At 71.2% G+C, this 21,382-nt stretch carries 13 protein-coding genes; 3 read left to right on the top strand and 10 right to left on the bottom strand.

The window, feature by feature from the left end:
• Positions 1-6: 6 nt before the first annotated feature.
• Positions 7-9,696 carry a non-ribosomal peptide synthetase gene (locus tag WJ16_RS08230; protein WP_069258004.1) on the bottom strand — a complete coding sequence of 3,230 codons (9,690 nt, stop codon included), beginning with the start codon at positions 9,694-9,696 and terminating at the stop codon, positions 7-9.
• 271 nt (positions 9,697-9,967) lie between these two features.
• Between WJ16_RS08230 and WJ16_RS08225 the strand changes: the two genes are divergently transcribed.
• Entirely contained in the window at positions 9,968-11,713 is a 1,746-nt protein-coding gene (locus WJ16_RS08225) for a cyclic peptide export ABC transporter (RefSeq protein WP_069256636.1), read from the top strand.
• A 208-nt stretch (positions 11,714-11,921) separates the two neighbouring features.
• Here WJ16_RS08225 and WJ16_RS08220 read toward each other — a convergent pair whose 3' ends face one another.
• The 7 genes from WJ16_RS08220 to WJ16_RS08190 form a co-directional block, all read right to left on the bottom strand.
• Entirely contained in the window at positions 11,922-12,944 is a 1,023-nt protein-coding gene (locus WJ16_RS08220; protein ID WP_069256635.1) for an ABC transporter substrate-binding protein, read from the bottom strand.
• A complete protein-coding gene (gene fhuF / locus WJ16_RS08215; RefSeq protein ID WP_069256634.1) occupies positions 12,941-13,741 on the bottom strand; it encodes a siderophore-iron reductase FhuF in 801 nt (266 codons plus the stop codon). The genes WJ16_RS08220 and fhuF overlap by 4 nt, the downstream gene beginning before the upstream one ends.
• Entirely contained in the window at positions 13,738-15,828 is a 2,091-nt protein-coding gene (gene fhuB / locus WJ16_RS08210; protein ID WP_069256633.1) for a Fe(3+)-hydroxamate ABC transporter permease FhuB, read from the bottom strand. The genes fhuF and fhuB overlap by 4 nt, the downstream gene beginning before the upstream one ends.
• Positions 15,825-16,673: an ABC transporter ATP-binding protein gene (locus WJ16_RS08205; RefSeq protein ID WP_069256632.1), complete on the bottom strand. Its 849-nt coding sequence runs from the start codon at positions 16,671-16,673 to the stop codon at positions 15,825-15,827. The genes fhuB and WJ16_RS08205 overlap by 4 nt, the downstream gene beginning before the upstream one ends.
• A complete protein-coding gene (locus WJ16_RS08200; protein ID WP_069256631.1) occupies positions 16,673-17,680 on the bottom strand; it encodes a TauD/TfdA family dioxygenase in 1,008 nt (335 codons plus the stop codon). The genes WJ16_RS08205 and WJ16_RS08200 overlap by 1 nt, the downstream gene beginning before the upstream one ends.
• A 45-nt stretch (positions 17,681-17,725) precedes the next feature.
• On the bottom strand, positions 17,726-17,968 hold the full coding sequence (locus WJ16_RS08195) for an MbtH family protein (protein ID WP_047900635.1): 243 nt from the start codon (positions 17,966-17,968) through the stop codon (positions 17,726-17,728).
• An 86-nt stretch (positions 17,969-18,054) separates the two neighbouring features.
• The gene (locus tag WJ16_RS08190) at positions 18,055-18,711 is read right to left on the bottom strand and encodes an RNA polymerase factor sigma-70 (protein ID WP_069256630.1); all 657 of its coding nucleotides are present in this window, start codon (positions 18,709-18,711) and stop codon (positions 18,055-18,057) included.
• A gap of 326 nt (positions 18,712-19,037) precedes the next feature.
• Here WJ16_RS08190 and WJ16_RS08185 point away from each other — a divergent pair, with 326 nt between their 5' ends.
• Positions 19,038-19,277, top strand: a complete 240-nt coding sequence (locus tag WJ16_RS08185) for a hypothetical protein (RefSeq protein WP_069256629.1) — start codon at positions 19,038-19,040, stop codon at positions 19,275-19,277.
• Positions 19,278-19,323: 46 nt separating this feature from the next.
• Complete coding sequence (locus tag WJ16_RS35250) at positions 19,324-19,461, top strand: HHHH-motif protein (protein ID WP_163008971.1); 138 nt, start codon at positions 19,324-19,326, stop codon at positions 19,459-19,461.
• A gap of 150 nt (positions 19,462-19,611) precedes the next feature.
• On the opposite strand, the gene WJ16_RS08180 is transcribed toward WJ16_RS35250, so the two are convergent.
• Positions 19,612-20,637, bottom strand: coding sequence for a fimbrial protein (locus WJ16_RS08180; RefSeq protein ID WP_069256628.1), 1,026 nt, complete (start codon positions 20,635-20,637; stop codon positions 19,612-19,614).
• The gene (locus WJ16_RS08175; protein ID WP_069258003.1) at positions 20,634-21,380 is read right to left on the bottom strand and encodes a fimbrial biogenesis chaperone; all 747 of its coding nucleotides are present in this window, start codon (positions 21,378-21,380) and stop codon (positions 20,634-20,636) included. Before WJ16_RS08175 ends, WJ16_RS08180 begins: the two co-directional genes overlap by 4 nt.
• Between the last annotated feature and the right edge of the window lie 2 nt (positions 21,381-21,382).

Below are 21,382 nucleotides of genomic sequence, written 5' to 3'. Positions count from 1 at the left end.
TCGTCCTTATTGGGTTTCCAGTTCGCCGAGCAGCGCGTCGATCGCGCTCGCCGCATCGGTCGCGCCGCGTGCCGCGCAGGCCGCGTCGATCGCCTGCGCGCAGCGCGCCAGCGTGCGCGTGTCGAACAGCGTGCGCAGCGGCAGCGCGAGCCCCCAGTGCAGGTTCGCCTGCGCGTGGGCCTGCGTCGCGAGCAGCGAATGGCCGCCGAGCAGGAAGAAATCGCCGTCGCGGCCGATCGCGTCCACGTGCAGCACGCGCTGCCAGATGTCGGCGAGGGCGCGCTCCGTGTCGGTCGCGAGTTCGACTTCGGCGGCCGCTTCGCGCACCGGCGCGGGCAGCGCATGGCGGTCGCATTTGCCGTTCGGCGTGACGGGCAACGCATCGAGTTCGATCAGCTGCGACGGCACCATGTAGGCCGGCAACTGCGCGCGCAGCGCGTCGAGCAGCGCCGTACGGTCGAGCGGGCCCGCGTCGCCGCGGGCGACGTAGCCGATCAGTTGCTCGTCGCGCACGATCACGACCGCATCGTTCACGCCGGGCGCCGCGCGCAGCAGCGCCTCGATCTCGCCCGGCTCGATGCGCTGGCCGCGCAGCTTCACCTGCGTGTCGACGCGGCCGAGGTAGTCGAGCGCACCGTCGGCGCGCCGGCGCGCGAGGTCGCCGGTGCGGTACATGCGCGCGCCCGGCACGAACGGATCGGGCACGAAACGCTCGGCGGTCAACGCCGGACGGCCGAGATAGCCGCGCGCGAGGCCCGCGCCCGCGAGATACAGTTCGCCGGTCGCGCCGGCCGGCACCGGCTGCCATGCGGCGTCGAGCACGTGCAGTCGCAGGTTCGCGATCGGATGGCCGATCGGCACGGCGACCGCGTTCGCGTCGTCGGGGCCGCAGGTCCAGTGCGACACGTCGATCGCGGCCTCGGTCGGCCCGTACAGATTCACGAGCGTCGCGTTCGGCAGCAGCCGCGCCACCTTCGCGACGAGTTCGGGCGCGAGCGCTTCGCCGCTCGCGACGATCAGGCGCACGCTGTCGCATTGCGCCGCGGCCGAGAAATCGTCGAGATATGCGGCGAACGCGGCTAGCATCGACGGCACGAAATGCAGCACCGTCACGCCGTGCGCATGGATCGCGGCCGCGAGACGCGCCGGATCGCGATGGTCGCCGGGCGCGGCGATCGCGAGCTTCGCGCCGATCGCGAGCGGCCACACGAATTCCCACACCGACACGTCGAAGCCGAACGGCGTTTTGTGCAGCACGACGTCGTCGCGCGTCAGCCGGTACGCGTGCTGCATCCACGCGATGCGGTTCGCGAGCGCACCGTGCGTGTTGCCGGCGCCTTTCGGCTTGCCGGTCGAACCGGACGTGTAGATCAGGTACGCGAGCCGGGCGTCGTCGATCGCGGCGGCGGCGGCGTCGTTGGTTTCATCGGCTTCATCGGCGAGCAGGTCCGCCACCGTCAGCAACTGCGTCGTCGAATCGTCGCCGAGCGCGGCCTCGACCTGCGCGCGCAGATGGGCCTGAGTGATCGCGACAGCCGGGCGCGCATCGCGCAGCAGGTACGCGATGCGCTCGGCGGGATAGTCGGGATCGACCGGCAGGTAAGCCGCACCGGCCTTCAGCACGCCGACGAGCGCCATCACCATGTCGAACGAGCGCTCGACGCACAGCGCGACCGGCGTGTCGGGCTGCACGCCGCGGCGGCGCAGCGCGGCCGCGATGCGCGACGTGCTGACGTCGAGCTCGCGATAGGTCGCGCGGTGTACACCGCCGTGGACATCCGCGTATTCGAGCGCGATCGCGTCGGGCGTCGCCTGTGCCGCATCGGCGAATTGAAGGTGCAGCGGCTGCCGTTGCGACGCCGGCCATGCACGCGCCGTGTCCTGCGCGAGCGCGAGTGCGTTACGGGTTGCGTCGTCGGCGATCGACAGCGTGCCGAGCCGCGCATCCGGCGTGCGGGCCAGCGCGTCGAGCGCACACGCGAACGCGCGGTGCCAGGTTTCGACCTGGCGCGCATCGATGCGCGCGGTGTCGTAGCCGTAGTCGATCGTCAGTTCGGCGCCGCTCTCGATCACGAGCGTCAGCGCGAAATCGGTCGATTCGATGCTGCGCACGCCGCTCAACGCCAGCGCGCGCGGATCGGCGTCGTGTGCCGTGTCGTCGACCGGGTAGTTCTCGAACACGACCAGCGTGTCGAACAACGCGCCGCCCGCGCCGCGCGCCCAGCGCTGGATGTCGGCAAGCGGCGTGTGCGCATGCTCGGCGGCCGCCGCGTTTTCGCGTTGCAGCGTCTGCAGCCAGTCGGCCGCGCGTTGCTGCGGCGCCGGCGCGGTGATCACCGGCAGCGTGTTGATGAAGAGGCCCAGCACCGAGTCGACGTCCGCGAGCGCGTCGGGACGGCCTGCTACGGTCGCGCCGAATGCGACGGCCGACTGGTGCGTCATCCGCTGCAGCGCGAGCGCCCATGCGCCCTGCACCAGCGTGTTGACGGTCAGCTTCAACGCGCGCGCCGTCTGGGCGACCCGCATGATCGTGTCGGCGTCGAGCGTCGCGCGCCACGTGAGCATGTCGGCCTCCGCGCGGTCGGCCGTCCGCTCCGCGATCAGCGTCGGCGCGTCGAGTCGCGCGAGGCGCGCGGTCCAGAAACGTTCGTCGGCTTCGCGATCGCGCGTGCCGAGCCAGGCGATGAAGTCGCGATAGCGCAGCGCCGGGCGGCTCGCGAACGGCGACACGGCGTCCGGGTCGCGATAGTCGCGCAGCACGTCGGCGAGCAGGCGCGCGGTGCTCCAGCCGTCGAGCAGCACGTGGTGACGCGTCCAGACGACGCGCCATGCGTCGTCGGTCACGCGGATCAGCGTGAGCCGCATCAGCGGCGGCTCGCGCCAGTCGAAACCACGCGCGCGGTCGGCGGCGAGCCACGCGTCGAAATCGGCGTCGAGCGTGTCGCCGCGCGTGCGCCAGTCGAGCCGTTCGACCGGCATCCGGGCGTGGCGATGCACGCACTGCAGCGGCGCGGCTTCGTCCGGCACCACGCTCGTGCGCAGGATGTCGTGGCGCGCGATCGACGCGTCGAACGCGGCGGCGAGCCGGTCGACGTCGAGCGCGGCCGCGGTCGCGGTCGCGACGAGCTGGTTCACGTAGCTGGCATGGCCGGGGGCGAACAGCGCATGGAACAGGATGCCCTGCTGCATCGGCGACAGCGGATACACGTCGTCGATCGTGCGCCAGTCGAGCGGCGCGCGTTCGATCGCGGCCTGCGTGAGACCGGCGGCCTGCGCGAGCGGGAAATCGCCGGGCGTCGCGCCGCCGCCGCGATGCGCGACACGCGACGCGCAGGCGTCGACGAGCTCGCGCAGCGCCGCCGCGAAGCGTTCGGCGAACGCGTCGACCGTCGCACGCTCGAATTGCGGTGCGCCGTAGACCCAGTGCACTTTCAGCGTGCGCGCGCCGTCGCGATCCGTATCGAGGTACGCGTGGATCGCGAGCGTATTGCCGAGCGGCCCTTGCGGGTCGCGCTCGACGCCGGTGCCGCCGAAACGCGGCACGAGCGTCGCGTCGCGCGGTGCGTCGAACTGGCCGAGATAATTGAACGTGACGCGCGGACGCGGCACGGCGGCCAGCGCCGCGCGCGTCGCCGCATCGCCGTAGTGCGCGAGCACGCCGAAGCCGAGCCCCTTGTGCGGCACCGCGCGCAATGCGTCCTTGACCGCGCACAGCGTGTCGCGCGCGGTGGCCGCGACCGGCAGCGTCACCGGGTAATGGCTCGTCAGCCAGCCGATCGTGCGGCTCGCGTCGGCATCGTCGAACAGCGCCTCGCGGCCGTGCCCTTCCAGCTCGACCCGGCACGCCGCGGCCCCGCTCGTGCCGGCCAGCGCCAGCGCGAGTGCCGCGGCCAGCAGTTCGATCGTCTGCGTGCGATAGGCCGCATGCGCATCGGTCAGCGCCGCGCGGGTCAATGCCGCGTCGATCGTCTGCACGACGACGGCCGCATCGGCGTTCGTCGCCGTTGCATCGGAGTGATCGGGCACGACGTCGTCGCCCTGCGCCATGCCGGCCCAGTACGCACGCTCGGCCGCGAACGGCGAGGCCGGATCCGTCGCCGCACGCGCGAGCCGCGCCGCCCATGCGTCGGCGCGCATGCCCGGCTGCGACAGCCGCGCCGGCGTACGTTCGCACGCGGCGCGGTACGCCGTGTCCAGGTCGTCGAGCAGGATGCGCCACGACACGCCGTCGACGATCGCATGGTGAATCGCGACATAGAGTTGCGTCGAGCCGTCCGGCAGGCGCGCCGCGCATGCGCATGCGAGCGGCCCGCGGCCGAGGTCGAGACGGCGCTGCAGCGCGTCGAAGCGCGCGAGCGCGTCGGCTTCGTCGCTCGCGGCGACTTCGACGAACGGCAGCGCGTCGTACGGCTTCGCGGCCTCGCTGGCGTGCCACGTGCCGTCCGCGCCGCGCGCGAAGCGCTGACGGAATGCGTCGTGATGCGTGAGCAACGTGTCGAAGGCACGCGCGAATGCGTCGGCGTCGAACGGCCCGCGTACGTCGAACGCGACCGACTGGTTCCAGTGCCCCGGATGCGGGATGTCCAGCGCGAAGAAGCGCTGCTGCGCGGGTGTCAGGACCTGTGCCGTCACCGGCGCGGCGGCCGTAGCCGCCACCGCGGGCTGCGCGACGGCCGCCGCCACGTCTTCGGTCTTCGCGATGCGCGCGAGTTCGGCGACCGTCGGCCCGTCGAACAGCTGCTTCGGCGTGAAGCGCACGCCGCGCTTGCGCGCGCGGGCGATCACCTGGAGCACGAGGATCGAATCGCCGCCGAGCTCGAAGAAGTTGTCGTCGCGGCCGACCTGCGGCGCCTTCAGCACGGCCTGCCAGACTTCGGCGAGCACCGTTTCGACCGCGCCCTGCGGCGCATTCCCGCCCGCACTCGCAACCGGCGCGGCCGCCAGGTCACGCAGCGCGGCGCGATCGATCTTGCCGTTGGCGGTCACCGGCAGGCGCGCGAGCGCGACGAACTGCGCGGGCACCATGTAGTCGGGCAGCTTCGCGGCAAGCGCCGCACGCAGCGCGGCCTCGTCGAAGTGCGCGCCGTCGCGCATCACGACGAACGTCGCGAGCCGCACGCGGCCGTCGTGTTCGATCGCGAGCGTTTCGGCCTGCGCGACCGGGCCGGCCGCCCGCACCGCCGCGCTCACCTCGCCCGGCTCGACGCGGTAGCCGCGAATCTTCACCTGATCGTCGATCCGGCCGAGGAACGCGAGGCGGCCGTCCGCGCGCAACCGCACGCGGTCGCCGGTGCGATACAGCCGCGCGCCGCGCGCGAACGGATCGGGGACGAAACGCTCGGCGGTCTGCGCCGGGCGCCCGAGATAGCCGCGCGCGACGCCGGGCCCGCCCAGATACAGCTCGCCCGTGGCGCCGGCCGGCACGCATGCGCCGAACGCGTCGAGCACCAGCGCGCGCGCATTCGGCAGCGGCAGGCCGAGCGGCACGCCGCTCGCGGGGTCGCGCGCGTCGGCGGCAATCGACGCCGTGTCGCACGCGATCGCGCCCACCGTCGCTTCGGTCGGCCCGTAGTGGTTGATCACGCGGCAGGCCGGCGCCAGGGCGGCCACGCGCGCGACGAGCGCCCACGTGAGCGTTTCGCCGCCCGTGACGAGCGCATGGCGCGGCAGCACGTCGGCCGGCACCCGTGCGTCGAGCAGCGCCTGCAGGTGGCTCGGCACGATCTTCAGCACGCCGACGTCGCGGCGGCGCATTTCGTCCGCGAACAGGTCGGGATCGAACGCGCACGCGGCCGGCAGCAGGTGCAGCGTGCGGCCCGCGCACAGTGCGCCGAACAACGTCGTGTGGCCGAGGTCGGCCGCCACCGTCGACACCATCGCGAATGATGCGTCCGGTGCGAAAGCGAGTTCGTCGAGCATCCCCTGCACGTAGTCGGCCAGCGCGCCGTGCGACACGACGACGCCCTTCGGCGTGCCGGTCGAGCCCGACGTGTAGATCAGGTACGCACCCTGTTCCGGGTGCGGGGCGACGCGCACGCCGGCCGCATGCGCGAGCGTCGCGTCCTGCGCGAGCGCGTCGACGTCGAGCGGCTGGGCGTCGATGCCGGCCGGCCACGCGGCCGGTTCCGCGACGAGCGCCCAGCGCGCGCCGCAATCGGCCGCCGCGGCGGCGAGTCGCGCAGCCGGTTGCGCGGGATCGAGCAGTACGGCGAGCGCACCGGCCTTCAGCGCACCGAGCAGGCCGATGACGAAGCGCGCCGAACGTTCGATGCAGACGATGACGGCCGCTTCGGCCGCCACGCCGCGCTGGCTCAGCGCGCGGGCGACGCGGTTCGACGCATCGTCGAGTTCGACGAACGTGAGCGACACCGACGCATCGGCGAGCGCGACGCGATGCGGGTAGGCGGCCGCCTGCCGAGCGAACGCGGCCACGATGTCCGCGGGTTCGACGCGCAGCGCCCGGCCGTCGCGCGGCTGGCGCGATGCCGCCGATGCGTCGCACGGCAGCGCGGCCGTCGGGCGTTGCGGATCGTGCGCGGCCGCGCCGACGAGCGCCGCATAGCTGTCGAGCCATGCGCGCGCGGTGTCCGCATCGATGCAGTCGGTCGCGTAGGCGGCGACCAGTTCGATGCCGTTCGCATCGTCGGTGAAATCCACCGCGAAATCGAAGCGCGCGGCGAGATCGGGCCCCGGCGTCGCGACGGCCGTCGCACCCGGCAGCACGCTGTCGTGCCGCGCGTCGAACTGCTGCGCGAACTTCACGCGCAGCCATTCGTCGCCGCGCCGCACCGGCGGCTTCACCGCATCGACGACGCGCTCGAACGGCACGTCCTGATGCGCGACCGCGTCGAGCGCCGCGGTGCGCGCCGCATCGACGAGCGCGCGGAACGGCCGCGTCGGCGCCACCTGCACGCGCAGCGCGACCGTATTCAGGAACAGCCCGAGCAGCGCGCGCGTTTCGGGGTGCTGGCGATGCGCGACCGGCACCGCAACCACGACGTCCGTTGCGCCGGTCACGCGCGACAGCCACGCGTCGAGCGCAGCCAGCAGCACCGTGAAAGTGGTGGCGTGCGCATCGCGCGCGAGTTGCCGCACGTCGGCCGCGACCGCATCGGGCAGCCGCACCGATACGCGCGCGCCTTGCAGCGTGCGCACCGGCGGCGGCTCGCGGTCGACCGGCAGCGCAAGCGGGCCCGGCACGTCGCGCAACGCGCCGCGCCAGTAGTCAAGCTGACGCGCGCCCTCGCCGCCGGCCAGCATGTCGCGTTGCCAGTCCGCATAGTCGGCGTACTGGATCGGCAGCGCGGGCAGCGACGGTTCGCGGCCTTCCGCATACGCGCGATAGGCAGCCGACAGTTCGTCGAATGCGCAGCGCGAGCTCCAGCCGTCGGTGATCGCGTGATGTGCGGTCAGCAGCAGACGGTGACGGTCGTCGGCGAGCGCGACCAGCGTCGCGCGCAGCAACGGGCCGCGCGCGAGGTCGAACGGCTCGGCCGCATCGCGCTCGGCCAGACGCGCGGCTTGCGCGTCGCGGGCGGCGGGCGGCTGGTCGCGCAGGTCGACGTCGGCGATCGACACCGGCAGATGCGCGTGGATTCGCTGCATCACGACGCCGTCGTCGTTGTCGACGAGCGTCGTGCGCCATGCGTCGTGGCGCACGATCACGTGATCGAGCGCGCGCTGCAGCGCCACGCGATCGAGCGTGCCGTCGATCGTCCAGTGCGCGGCGATGTGATACGCGGCGCTCGCGTCACGCGTTTGCGCGAGCACCCAGAAACGTTGCTGCGCGAGCGATGCCGCGCGATCGACGTACGGCGCGGCCGAAGCGCCCGCTGCGCCCGTGCCGGCCGCCGGACGGCGCGCGGCGATCGCGACCAGCGGTTCGCCGGTTTCGCGTTCCGCACGGTCGACCGCGTCGGCCAGTTCGCAGAGCGCCGGATCGGCGAACAGCGTATCGAGCCGCAAGTTCACGCGCGACGCGGCACGGATCGCGGCCTGCAACTGCATCGCCGCAAGCGAATCCGCGCCCAGCGCGAAGAAACGATCGTCACGCGACGGCATCGCGTCGAGGCCGAGCAGCGTCCGCCACAGGTCGGCAAGCTGTCGTTCGGTCGGCGTACGCGGGGCGTCGCCGCGCCCTGGCGCTGTGTCGCGCGCGGCGGCGATCTGCTCGCGCAGCGCGGCGCGGTCGATCTTGCCGTTCAGCGTATACGGCAGCGCATCGCAGCGCACGAACCGGTGCGGCTGCCATGCGGCCGGCAGTTGCGCGGCCATGTGGGCCTTCAGCGCCGCATCGTCGGTCGCCGCGCGCAGCGCGACGCATGCGATCAGGCGCGTCGGCCCGTTGCCGGTTTCGGCGACCACGGCCGCATCGGCCACGGCCGGATGCGAGCGCAGGCACGCGGCGATTTCGGCGGGCTCCACGCGCACGCCGCGCACCTGGACCTGGTCGTCGAGGCGGCCGAGATAATCGAACGCGCCGTCGGCGCGCCGCCGCGCGAGGTCGCCGGTGCGGTACACGCGCGCGCCGGGTTCGCCGTCGGCATCGGGAACGAAACGTTCGGCCGTCAGTGCCGGGCGGCCGTGATACCCGCGCGCAACGCAGACGCCGCCGAGCAGCAGTTCGCCCACGCCGTCGGGGTCGGCGGCGTCCACCCGCGCGACGCGCGGGCCGATCACGCGGCCGATCGGCAACGACGCATACGCGTCGTCGGCGGCCAGCGCCGGCGTTTCGCCCGGCTCGACCGGCCACAGCATCGGCGAAATCACGGCCTCGGTCGGCCCGTAGCCGTTGATCAGGCGCACCGACGGGAAGGTACGGCGCACGAATTCGAACGCCTGCTGCGGCAGCGCTTCGCCGCCGAACGCGAGCACGCGCAGCGTCGGCGGCACGCCGTCGCGCGCGGCCACCGCCGCGAACTCGCGCAGGTACGCGGGCGGGAACGCGGCCACGTTGATCGCTTCGTTCTTCAGCAATGCATGCGCGGCATCCGGCGCGAACGGTTGCGGCGGCGCGACGACGATGCTCGCGCCGATCGCGAGCGGCGCGAGCCAGCATTCGTGCGCGGCGTCGAAGTTGACCGACGCGAAATGCAGCAGGCGATCGCCCGCCTCGATCGGCAGTGCGGCCGCGAGCGCGTGGCAATGCGCGGCGAGCGGGCCGTGCTCGACGACGACCGCCTTCGGCGTACCGGTCGAACCCGACGTATAGATCATGTACGCAGCCGAGCGCGGGTGGACGGTCGCCGCTTCGTCGTCGGTGGCGATCTCCTGCCCGTCCGTCGTTTCCGTTTCAGCTTCGTCCGCCGCGTCGAATGCGTGTTCGAATGGCTGACCGAGCGCCGCGCGCCCGGCCGCGTCGACGATCCCGTGCCGCAGTTGCGCATCCCGGACGACCCAGTCGAGGCGCGCGGCCGGATGGCGCGGATCGAGCGGCACGAACACGCCGCCCGCCTTCAGCACGGCCAGCAGCGCGACGAACAGTTCGCCCGAACGCTCGACGCACACGCCCACCCGCACCTCCGCGCCGACGCCGGCCGCGCGCAGTTGCCTGGCCAGCCGCGACGCCCGTGCGTCGAGCGCGCCGCGCGACAGGCGCAAGTCGTTCTGGAAAGGGACCGCGATCGCGGGTGCGTCGGGCACGAGGCGCGCCAGTTCGCGGATTCGGTGATGCAGCGCAGTCGGGAAACTCGTCATGTGCGTGAAGTCCTTCGGTCCGGCCGCTTCGGCCAAGTCTCGGGGCCGCTCGGGGCGGCTTCACTGGTGTGACGAACGGCGCGGCCGATTTTTTACCGTTTTGCGCGCAAAGTACGGGCTGACGTTTTTTTGAACGTACCGCTAAATATTTGCGCGGCCCGTTCGTCTATCAGGGAGGAAAGCCGGAACGGGGCCTGGCCGCGTCCGCCGCTTTCACGTCAGTTTTGCCGTTTCCGCGTTTTCGCTAGCCTTCCCTTTACCGACGTTGCCGATGACAGCCGCCCACGAGCCTTCTTCCCCGCCGTCCCTCGACGCTTCCCCCTCCCGCCCCGCGGCGCGCCTGATCCTCGCGCTGCTGCGCGAAAGCCGCGCGTCGCTCGCGCTGGCGCTCACTGCGTGCGTGCTGAACGGCGTCGCGAGCGTGCTGCTCGTCGCGACGCTGAACCGCGCGCTGTCGCAGCCGGGCACGGCCGACGCGGCGCTCGCGTGGCGCTTCGCGCTGTGCGCGGTGATCGCGCTCGTCACGCGGATCGTGTCGGGCACGCTGTTTGCCCGACTGTCCCAGGACACGATGGCGCGGCTGCGCGTGCATCTCGCGCGGCGCGTCGGCGCGGCCGAGCTGCGCGACATCGAACGGATCGGTGCGGCGCCCGTGCAGTCGGTGCTGACCGACGATGCGACCAACGTGTCGATGCTGTTCTTCGCGCTGCCGAACCTCGTGATGCACGGCTCGATCGTGTTCGGCTGCCTCGGCTACCTGGCGTGGCTGTCGTGGCCGGTGTGCGTGCTCGCGCTCGCCGCGATCGTCGCCGGCTCGCTCGGCTATCACACCGGCGACCGCCGCGCGATCGCGTCGCTCGAAGCGGCCGGCCACGCGCAGGACCGTCTGTTCGGCTATCTCGGCTCGCTGTTTTCCGGCGCGAAGGAACTGAAGCTGCACGACGAACGCGCCCGCCAGTTCGTCGACGGCCAGCTCGGCGCCGCGATCGGCGAAGTGCGCGACCACCGCCGCCGCGCATTCAGCGCGTACGCGGTCGGCGTCGGCTGGATCATCTTCCTGTTCTACGTGTTCCTCGGCATCGCGTCGTTCTGGCCGCAACTCGGCGTGCATGCCGATCCGGCCGCGGCCGCCGGCTACGTCGTCGTGTTCCTGTTCATGCTCGTGCCGCTCGACGGGCTGCTGAACAACCTGCCGACCGTCAACGCGGCGCGCGTGTCGCTCACGCGGATCGAAGGCGTGATGGCCGAATTCGGCGCGCTGCGCACGGTGCCGCCCGCCGCCGACGCACCCGACGTGCCGCCGGCCGGCGCCGTCACGCTGCGCGGCGTCACGCATGCGTACTTCCACGAACGCGACGAACGGATGTTCAGCATCGGGCCGATCGACCTGACGATCCGGCCGGGCGAGCTCGTGTTCATCGTCGGCGGCAACGGCAGCGGCAAGACGACGCTCGCCAAAGTGCTGACGGGGCTCTACGAACCGGAGGAAGGCACGATCGAGGTCGACGGCCGCACGATCGGCTGGCGCGAGCGCGCCGCGTACCGGCAGCGCTTCAGCGCGGTATTCAACGACTTCCACCTGTTCGACGCGCTGCTCGGGATCGTCGATCCCGACGATCCGTCCCGCGCGCAGGCCGATGCCCGCGCGAACGCGCTCGTCGCGAAGCTCGCGCTCGATCACAAGGTGAAGGTGGTCGACGGCGCGTTCTCGACCCGCGCGCTGTCGACCGGGCAGCGCAAGCGGCTCGCGCTCGTCGTCGCGTACCTGGAGGACCGGCCGTTCTACCTGTTCGACGAATGGGCGGCCGACCAGGATCCGTCGTTCAAGGCCGTGTTCTACGAGCAACTGCTGCCCGAGCTGCGCGCGCGCGGCAAGGCCGTGATCGTGATCACGCACGACGACCGCTACTTCGATCTCGCCGACCGGCTGCTGAAGCTCGACAACGGGCGCATCGTCAGCGACACGCAGCCTGCGCGGCTGCGTGCGCAGGCCGGTGTCGATGCGCTGAGCGCCTGAGCGACGGTCGATGAAAAAATCGCCGACGCGCTGCAAAGGCAGTGCGTCGGCGATGTTCGTTTCAGAAGTACGTGTTTCAGGGGCGTCGCGCGATCGCGGAAAAACGCGGGCGCTTCACCGCGAGTCAGACCGTCGGCACCACCCTGCCCGTCGAAGCCGAAACCGAAACCAAATTCGACGCGGCGTCATCCCGCCGACCGCCGCCCGCTCACCGCGCAGCCGGCAGCTTCAGCATCGTATCGGTCATCACGTCCGCCAGTTTCAGCGCCGACATCGGCCCGCCGAACCCCCAGATGTTGCGCTCGACGAGCGCGATCCGGTGTTCCTTCATCGCGGGCACGAAGCGCCACACCGGCGAATCGAGCTTCGCGGACAGCGGCACGTCCAGCCCCGACGCGGTCACGAAAAGCACGGCCAGCTCGCGCTGCCGGAGCAGATCGGCCGACGTCACGTACAGCGTGCCTTCGCGCGTCGGTTTCCGCGGCCACGGATCGAGCCCGAGCGCGCGCGCGAGGCCCGCCGACGTGCTGTTGCCCGTATAGGCCCAGTAGCGGTCCGGCAGGCCGAGATCCTGCAGCAGCGCGATGCGCTCGCCGTGGCGGCCGGCGGCCGCGAGCCGCGCCGCATTGCGCGCGATTCCCGCATCGAGTTGCGCTTCCACCGCCTGCGCACGCGCGTCGCGCCCCGTCACCGCACCGATCGTCCGGAAGATCCGGCGCATCCAGTCGAGCTGCGTGACCGGCACGCCGCCGTCCGACACGTTCGGGCTGAACTGGAACAGGATCGTCGGCGCGATCCGGTCGAGCGCCTCGAAGATCGGCGCGTGGCGGAAACCGACGCCGATGATCAGGTCCGGCTTGACCGCCGCAATCGCTTCGAGGCCCGGCTCCTGACGCGAACCGATGTCGGTCACGTTCGCGAGCAGGTCGCTGCGATAGCCGAGCCAGCCGGGATAGAACGCGGTATCGGCCATCCCGACCGGCACCAGGTCGAGCGCGATCACGCTTTCCGCGAACATGAAGTCGAGTGCGACCACGCGCTGCGGCCGCACCGGCATCGTCGCGCTCGCCTGCGACACGACGGGATTGCCGGCTGGCGACACCGCATCCGGCGCACGTACGCGCTGGACGGCGGCGGCAACGGCGCCGGAAGACGCGCAAAGCGCGCCGCAGCCCGCGGCGCCGAGCGCCGCGAGTATGCCGAGCGCGTGCCGGCGGCCGGCATGCGTCACCGGATCGCGTCCTGCCCGGCCAGCGCCGCGTCGTCCATCGTCAGTAGCAGGGGGCAGCTTCCACACAGTTGCGTTTCTCCAGGAATTTCATAGCGCAGGCAGCACACGCGGCGCGCGCGAAACGGCGTCGGCAGCAGCGCCGAGCGCGGCACGGCATCGCGCACCGGCACGCGCAGCGGATTCGGTTCGCCGTGCATGCAGGTCGAGCCGAACAGCCAGTGCGCATCGCGCACGGGATCGGCCGCGCACGGCAGCGAGCGATACGTGTCGAGCAGATAGTCGAGCAGGTTGCCCGCGTTGCTCCACAGCACGCGCGGCGTCACGCGGCCCATCGCCGCGAGCAGATCGATCACCGCGCCGAGATGCGCGATGAGTCCCGCATAGCGGAGCGCCGGATCGTCGCAGGGTTCGCCAAGCGCATCGTGCGGGAAATACAGCGCGACGGGCATCCCGTCCTCGAGCGCGACGAGCGTGCGCTCGGGCGCCATGTCGAGCGGCCGGCCGAGCGTCAGCGCGGCGACGACGCCGGCCGGCGCCGCGCGGCCGAAATAGTATTTGCTCCATTGCGACATCAGCGCGCGCGCATGCTGCGCCGGATCGCCGCCGTAATGGCCGACCATCGCGTCGAGCACGCTGTCGCGGTGCGCGGGCAACGCGCTGACGGGCACGACGATGCGGCCCGGCGCAGGTGCGTCGTCGGGCATGCCGAGCCAGACGACATCGAGGTGTTCGGCGAACGGTTCGGGCGCGAACGCCGAGAAGCGCGTGGCGCGTGCGCCGTCGAGCGCGGGCGTCATCGCCCCGCGCGCCGGGCGCGGCGCCCCTCTAGGATCAGCAGCCCGAGCAGGTACGGCGCGCCGATCAGCGCGGTCAGCACGCCGGCCGGCACTTCGCGCGGCGCGACGACCGTGCGTGCGGCGAGATCCGCGCAACCGAGGATCAGCGCGCCGCATGCGGCCGCGAGCCACAGCCGCGTACGGTGCCGGCGCGCGCCGAGCATCGTCGCGACGTGCGGCGCCATCAATCCGATGAAGCCGACCGGCCCGACCGCCGCGACGGCCGCGCACGCGGCGAGCGTCGCGATCGTCAGCGCGAGCGGCCGCAGCGCGGCCACCGGCAGGCCGAGCGCGGCCGCCTGGTCGTCGCCGAGCGCGAGCATGTCGAGCGGCTTCGCGAGCCACGCGAACACGGGCACGGCGAGCACGCACCACGGCAGCAGCATCGCCACCTCGCCCCAGCTGCGGCCGTAGGTCCCGCCGACGAGCCACACGACGAAGCGCGCGGGCTGCACGCTTTCCTGCGTGATCAGCCATTGCGCGAGCGTGGTCCACAGCGCGCCGATCACGATGCCGGTGAGCGCGACCGCGAGCGGCGCATAGCGATGCCGGTGATTCAGGGCGAGCGTGATCGCGAGCGACAGCGCGCCGCCCGTCAGCGCGGAGGCCGCGAGCGTCACGTGGCCCATCAGCGGCCACGTCGACAGCGCGAACAGCGTGACGAGCCCCGCGCCCTGCGTGACGCCGAGCACCTCGGGGCCCGCGAGCGGATTGCGCACGACGCTCTGCATCGCGACGCCGCTGACCGCCAGCAGCGCGCCCGCGAGCAGCGCGCACAGCAGGCGCGGCATGCGCAGGTCGATCAGCATCCGTGCGAGCGCATCGTGGCCCGACAGCGCATCGGTCCAGCGCGCGATCGACAGCCATTCGGGGCCGGCCGACACGCCGACGAATACCACCAGCACGCCCGCCACGACGAACAGCGCGGTTCGCAGCGGCCAGCCGAGCCGTTCGAGCCAGCCGACGAGCCGCGTCGGGCCGCCGCCCGCCGCGCGTTCGGCATTCGCGTGCAGCACGCCCGACCACGCGGCGCCGCGCCGGATCATCGCGAGCATCAGCGGCGTGCCGACCAGCGCGATCGCCACGCCGGTGGACAGGGTCGCGTCGAGCCCGGACGCGAGCACCGCGCTGTCGGTCACGAGCACGAGCGCGCCGCCGGCGAGCGCCGACAGCGGCACCAGCACGCCGAGCCGCGCCGCGCGCGCACCGCGCACCTGGCGCAGCAGGTTCGGCGCGACGAGGCCGACGTACGACAGCGGGCCCGCGATACTGACGGCCACGCTCGTGAACGCGACCGCGACGATCGTCGCGGCGAGCCGCGTCGCATCGACGCGCACGCCGGCCGCGGCCGCCGCATCGTCGCCGAGCGTGAGCGGATTCAGCGGCCGGATCACGAACGGCAACGCGACGAGCGGCACGACGAGCCAGCGCGCGGCGAGCGCGAGGCCCGTCGCGCCCGGCTGGTAGAGGCTGCCGTTGGTCCACAGCGCGGCGCCCGCGATGTTCTGCTCGAAGAAGGCGAGCACGAGCGTCGACAGCGCGGAGAACAGCAGCATGCACACGCTGCCCGCGAGCACGAGCCGCAGCGGCGTCGCGCGCCAGCCGCCGGCCGCGACGATCGCGCAGGCGGCGGCAGCGAGCCCGCAGACGAACAGCAGCGGCACCGACGCGACGCCGGCGAGCGCCGGCACGAGCATCGCCGCGAGCAGCCCGAGCTGCGCCCCGCCCGTCACGCCGAGCAGGTCGGGCGACGCGAGCGGATTGCGCGTGAGCGACTGGAACAACGCGCCCGCGATGCCGAGGCAGCCGCCCGCGACGAGCGCGGCCGCGACGCGCGGCAGGTTGAGGTCGAACAGGAATACGTGCGCGAGCGCCGCGGCATCGCTGCCGGGCGCCGCGTCCCACCACACGCGCAGATCGGGGGCGACGCGCAGCACCGCGATCAGCGCGATCAGCACGACGAGGCCGCACGCGATCGCGCCGGCGCGCCCCGTGGCCGCGCCGTTGCCCGCCGCCGCGAGGCGCTTGCGCATCGCGAACGTGGTCATACGGCGAGATCCCGGTCGAACACGCCGGCCGCGTGCGGCACGCCGTCGGTCGACGGCCCGTAGGCCGGCACGCACATCGGCGCGCCCGTCTGCGGATGCGCGAGCTTCAGCATCTCGACGCCGAACGCCGCACGCAGCCGCGCCGGATCGAGCATCGCGTCGGGCGAGCCCTGCGCGACGAGGCGGCCCGCGCGCATCAGCACGATCTCGTCGCTGTACGCGGCTGCCTGGTTCAGATCGTGCAGCACCCACACGATCGTCAACCCGCGCGTGCGGTTCAGCGTGCGCAGCGCATCGAGGATGTCGAGCTGGTGATGGATGTCGAGATAGGTCGTCGGTTCGTCGAGCAGCACGATCGGCGCCTGCTGCGCGAGCGCCATCGCGATCCACGCGCGTTGCCGCTCGCCGCCCGACAGTGCACCGACGTCGCGCTGCGCATCGTCGGCGAGGCCGCCGGTTTCGAGCGCCTCGTCGATCGCCGCATGGTCGGCCCGCGACAAGCCGCGCAGGAACCCGCCGTACGCGTAGCGCCCGTAGGCGACGAGCTCGCGCACCGTGAGGCCCGACGGAATCTGGTTGAACTGCGCGAGCATCGTCAGCTCGCGCGCGAGCGCGCGACGGCGAAACGACGCGAGCGGCTTGCCGTTGACTTCGACATGGCCGGCACGCGCGGGCTGCAGGCCCGCGAGCGTGCGCAGCAGCGTGCTCTTGCCGCAGCCGTTCGGTCCGCACAGCGCAGTTACGCGGCCGGCCGCGATCGACAGGTCCAGCCCGTCGATCACGACATGGTCGCGATATCCCACCGACAGCCCGCGCGCGGCAAGCGCGGCGGTACGACGCGTCATCAATCCTCCGTTCGGTCGCGCGGGACCGTGTAACTCTGCGCCATCGCGACGACGACCTTGCGCGGCCCCTCGAACGGATCGCGCGCATGCGCGGTCAGCATGTTGTCGAGCATCAGCACGTCGCCGGTGCGCCACGGGAACACGATGCGCTGCTGGTCGAGCACGCCGCGGATCTGCGCGAGCGCGTCGGCTTCGAGCGGCTCGCCGTCGCCGTAGTACACGTTGCGCGGTACGTTCTCGAGTCCGACCGCGTCGACCAGTGCTTCCTGCATGTCGTCGTCGAGCGCCGACAGGTGAAACAGGTTCGCCTGGTTGAACCATACGCGATCGCCGGTGCGCGGATGGCGCGCCACGGCCTGGCAGCGTTCGCGGGTGCGCAGCAGCAGTTCGCCGTCGTCGCCGGTGCGCCACGCGCATTCGATGCCGCGCGCCGCGCACATCCGTTCGACCTCGGCCGGCTCGTCGGTGCCGAACGACTGCTGCCACGGCAGGTCGAGCCCTTGCCCGAAATTGCGCACGTACAGCAGCTCGCGCTTCTCGAAGCGCGCGACCAGCGCCGGATCGAGCGCGCGATACACCGCGCGGCTGTCCGCGATCGGCGTCGCCCCGCCCTTCGGCGCCGCGAGCGCGCAGTGGAACCAGATCCGCAGCGGCCATTCGCGCGTGTACGACTGCTCGTTGTGCAGCGGAATCGCGCGGTGCGGCGGGTATTCGGTCGACGTGTAGACGGCGCCTTCGACCTGACTGCGCGGCGTCGACGCGTATTCATAGCCGATCAGCGGATCGCCGAACGACGCCGCGAACTGCTGGAACGCGTCGATCGACGGCACGTGAAAGCCCGTGAACAGCACGCCGCCCGCCCGTTCGAGCGTGTCGGCCGCGATCTCGCGCGCGAGCGGCGCGACGTCGTCGATCGACATCCCGTCGCTGCCGCGCGGCGACACGACGGTGGGCAGCCCAGGCTCGATACGCAGGTCGTCGAGCGTCGGCAACGAAAGCAGGGGCATGCAACGTCCTCTTCAGGTGGCGCGCCGCTCGCGCGGCGCAGCGGGTCACGATGCGCGGGTCGCGCGCTCGCCGTCCATCGCGCGGCGCAGGCTCGCGGGGCGCATGTCGGTCCAGACGGTCTCGATATGAGCGAGGCAGTCGGCTTTCGGGCCGCTCACGCCCACTTCGCGCCAGCCGGCCGGCACGGGCCGGAACGTCGGCCAGATCGAATACTGTTCTTCGTCGTTGATGACGACCGTATAGACGAGATCGTCGGTGTCGGCGGAAGGCGTCGTGGCTTGCGTCATGATCGGAAATCGCTGAGGCGGTTGAAGGTGGCGAAGCGGCGGTTTCGGCCGCTCCTGTCTGATAGACGTTTGGCCGGCGCGGTTTTTTACCGGCGCCGTGCGCGGCCGCCCAGGAACACCGGGCACGCGTCGCCGCGATGGCACGCGTCGAGGCATTCGGCGCAGTGGCGCTCCGCGTCGCGCACCATGAAATGCACGAGCGTCTGCGACACGTTCAGCGCGCGCGCCGCGGTCTGCAGCGTCTCCTCGCGCAGCCGCACCATCTCGAACGCCGCGCGGCTGCGCGCCGGCAGGTCGTCGAGGGCCGCCCACACGCGTCGCAGCGTGTCGCGCGTCAGCAGCGCGGCTTCCGGCGTCGGCTCGGGCGACGGCACGTCGAAGCCGTCGTCCTCTTCCGTGTGATAGACGTTCTCGAGGCTTTGCCGGCGGCACGCGTCGATCGACGCGTTGCGCACCATCCGCGTCACGTACGCGACCGGCTGGCGCACCGCGTCCTGGTTCGGGAATTCGACGAGCTTCACGAACACATCGTGCACGACGTCCTCGGCACGGCTCGCGCAGCCGACGAAGCCGCGCGCGACGTTGACGAGCATCGCGCGATGCGAAATCAGCACGTCGAGCAATGCGCCTTGCGCACGAGGCTCCGCGGGACGGCGCGCCCGCGGCGGCCGGTCCGGATAACTGCCGAGGAACGGGTTGGCCGCTGCCGCCGCCGGTCGGTCGAGCACTTCCGCCATCGCCATCGATCTGCTCCGTCAAATTTCGAGATAGCGCAATTTAACGTAAACGCAAATCATTCTCAATCTGATTAACTGATACCCCTTTCAGTCGTCCGGATTTGTCTGAACAATCGACGGAACCGTCGTTCGAACGGATCGGACGCAGGCTGCAAGGTCCCCGCACGCCAATAGCGACCCGTCAGATCGGCGCGCAAGGCACGCGCAGGGCCGCCGCGACCTTTCACGTTTCTTGCGGAACGCCTGCACCTGTCATCGGCGGTAGCAACTTATTACCACGTGAAATTTTGAGGGCTCGTACGATCGACTTGCCGTTTCCAAGGGAGAACAACATGAAATCCATCGTCTTATCCGCTGTCATGGTGGGTGCGCTGTCGAGCGTCATGCTCACCGGTTGCGTCGCCTATCCGGCACCGGCTGAAGTCACGATCGGCTGGCATGGCGACCGTTACTGGGACGGACATCGCTACTGGGAACGCCGCGACTGGGAGGCACAGCATCCCGTCTGGCGCGACGATCGCCGGGACGACCGCAGGGACGACCGTCGCGACGATCAGCGGCCGCAGTGGTAACGCGCGGCCGCCCCCGTGACCCACACTTCAACGACAGGACCTCAACATGAAAACGCTACTGAAAACCCTGACCGTCGCGGCGCTCGCCGCCGCCGTGCTCGTGCCGGCCATCGCCGAAGCGCATCCGCACCGCGTGTGCCACTTCGAGCATCACCATCACAAGGTTTGCCGCTGGGTGCGCTGAGCATCGCGCAGCAGAGGTGAAGAACGCCGGCTCGCCGGCGTTTTTTTTGATCGACGCGGCGGTGGCGACCGCGTCGCAGGGGCCACGATCGCGCGACAGACGTCCGGTGTACGACGACACGTGCCGGGCTGACTGGCCGCGCAACGCACGTCAATAGATGAACAACCGGATCGTCGCCGTCCCGTTGAACGGGCCGATCTTCGGCGGCCCGAACGCCTTCAGCACGGCATCGAGCGTCACGCTCTCGTAATTCACGCTGCCCGGCATCTGGGCGAGCACGAACTGTTCGTTGAACGCGATCGCCTTGCCGTTGCGGTCCTCGATGCCGATGCCGAAATTGCTCTTGGGATCCGGCACGAGCAGCCCGTTGCGCACGGTCTGCGACGTCTCGAAGTAACCGTCCACGCGCACCGCCACGTTGCATTGCTTGGTCAGCGCCAGGCTGAACGACCGGCGCGGCACCGCGGGCGAGAAGCCGTTGCCCGTCGCCTGCACCTGGCCGAACTTCACGACACCCGGCTCGGGCGTCACCTTCACGTCGACCATGCACGGCGTCGGCTTGAGATTCTGCAGGCCGCTCAACTTGTAGCGGAAGCTTCCCTTGCTGTTCAACCCGCGTTCGCCGTCGAACTGGAACACCGCGTAGATATCCGACGGTGGCCGCGTCCACGCCCCCCGCTTGCGAATGACCACCTGGTACGTGATGCTGATCGGCCATTTCGGACACAGCCCGGCGTCGACCTGCCGGTCGTTCAGCTTGCAGATTGCCACCGAAAGGTGCGTGTCGATGCCGTTGCCCGGCTGGCTGCTGCGGCCGTAGTAGTCGGTACCCTCGAAACGAATGCCGACTTCGAGCCCCCATGCGGCCGGGTTCTGTTTCTCCGGGTTCGCATAGAAGTAGATCTGCTCGGGGAAATTCTGCAGCCCGCCGATATCCTTGTAGCAATAGCCCGTCGTCGTGCGCGGCGGCGACACCCAGATCACGTAACCGTCCGGCGCGTCGGTCGGATACGACGCGACGTTGCCGATCGTCTCGGTGAGCGACAGGCCGCCGCTGTCCGCGATACATTTCAGCGCCCACGCCGGCTGCGCGAACACGACGAACAACGCGAGCACGCTCCACCGGAGCCAGATCGGCACATGCGAAACCATGCCGTTTCGTCGCACGCCGCTCATCGCTTCACGCTCTTGCACGCACCGGCCTCACACGCATACTCCACCGCCACCTGGCCGCCGTAGTCGTCCACGTGCGTGACGAACAGCGTCGACGGCGTCGCGGCCTTGAACGGCACGTCGGTCGTGCTCATCGGGCTCACCATCAGCGGGTCCAGCGGCACCGGCGTCTTCTGCGCGCCCGACGCCACCTCGACGATCGTGATGTGATACGGCGTCGGATTGTCGAACACGAGCCGGTGCGCGGCCGCATCGACACGCAACGTCATCGGCAGCGTCCAGTCCTCGTCGCGCGCGGGCTGCACGGCCTTCGGCCGGTAGAACAGCTTCATCTGCGTGTGCAGCGCGATCTGCAGCGTGTTCGGCGTATCGGTCTTCGGCGGCACTTCGCGGATGTTCAGATAGAACACCGATTCGCGATCGGCCGGCAGCGCGGTGCCCGGCAGCTTCGCGATCCGCAGCACGTTGCGCTCGTTCGCCTCGATGCGCTGCAGCGGCGGGACGACCATCAGCGGCGACGTGATCTTGTTGCCCTGCGCGTCCTCGAGCCACGATTGCACGAGATACGGGAAGGTCGTGCTCTTGTTCGAGATCGTGACGATCGCGGCCTGTTCGCCTTCGTTGAAAATCACGCGCGTGCGGTCGGGCACGATCGCCGCGTGCGCGGCACCCGCGAGCAGCGCGCCGGCGGTCATGAGCGCGCACGCTGCGTGCCGCGAAAAGGAAAAGGAGAAGGATTTTTTCATCG

This window comes from Burkholderia metallica (assembly GCF_001718555.1).
GTDB classification, from domain to species: domain Bacteria; phylum Pseudomonadota; class Gammaproteobacteria; order Burkholderiales; family Burkholderiaceae; genus Burkholderia; species Burkholderia metallica.
This window is presented reverse-complemented; position numbering and strand designations above follow the sequence as displayed.

Excerpts from the sequence above, each read along its gene's own strand:
- WJ16_RS08230 (WP_069258004.1), bottom strand. The coding sequence starts at position 9,696 with ATGACGAGTTTCCCGACTGCGCTGCATCACCGAATCCGCGAACTGGCG.
- WJ16_RS08225 (WP_069256636.1), top strand. The coding sequence starts at position 9,968 with ATGACAGCCGCCCACGAGCCTTCTTCCCCGCCGTCCCTCGACGCTTCC.
- WJ16_RS08200 (WP_069256631.1), bottom strand. The coding sequence starts at position 17,680 with ATGCCCCTGCTTTCGTTGCCGACGCTCGACGACCTGCGTATCGAGCCT.
- WJ16_RS08190 (WP_069256630.1), bottom strand. The coding sequence starts at position 18,711 with ATGGCGATGGCGGAAGTGCTCGACCGACCGGCGGCGGCAGCGGCCAAC.
- WJ16_RS08175 (WP_069258003.1), bottom strand. The coding sequence starts at position 21,380 with ATGAAAAAATCCTTCTCCTTTTCCTTTTCGCGGCACGCAGCGTGCGCG.
- fhuB (WP_069256633.1), bottom strand. The coding sequence starts at position 15,828 with ATGACCACGTTCGCGATGCGCAAGCGCCTCGCGGCGGCGGGCAACGGC.
- WJ16_RS08185 (WP_069256629.1), top strand. The coding sequence starts at position 19,038 with ATGAAATCCATCGTCTTATCCGCTGTCATGGTGGGTGCGCTGTCGAGC.
- fhuF (WP_069256634.1), bottom strand. The coding sequence starts at position 13,741 with ATGACGCCCGCGCTCGACGGCGCACGCGCCACGCGCTTCTCGGCGTTC.
- WJ16_RS08195 (WP_047900635.1), bottom strand. The coding sequence starts at position 17,968 with ATGACGCAAGCCACGACGCCTTCCGCCGACACCGACGATCTCGTCTAT.
- WJ16_RS08205 (WP_069256632.1), bottom strand. The coding sequence starts at position 16,673 with ATGACGCGTCGTACCGCCGCGCTTGCCGCGCGCGGGCTGTCGGTGGGA.
- WJ16_RS08180 (WP_069256628.1), bottom strand. The coding sequence starts at position 20,637 with ATGAGCGGCGTGCGACGAAACGGCATGGTTTCGCATGTGCCGATCTGG.
- WJ16_RS35250 (WP_163008971.1), top strand. The coding sequence starts at position 19,324 with ATGAAAACGCTACTGAAAACCCTGACCGTCGCGGCGCTCGCCGCCGCC.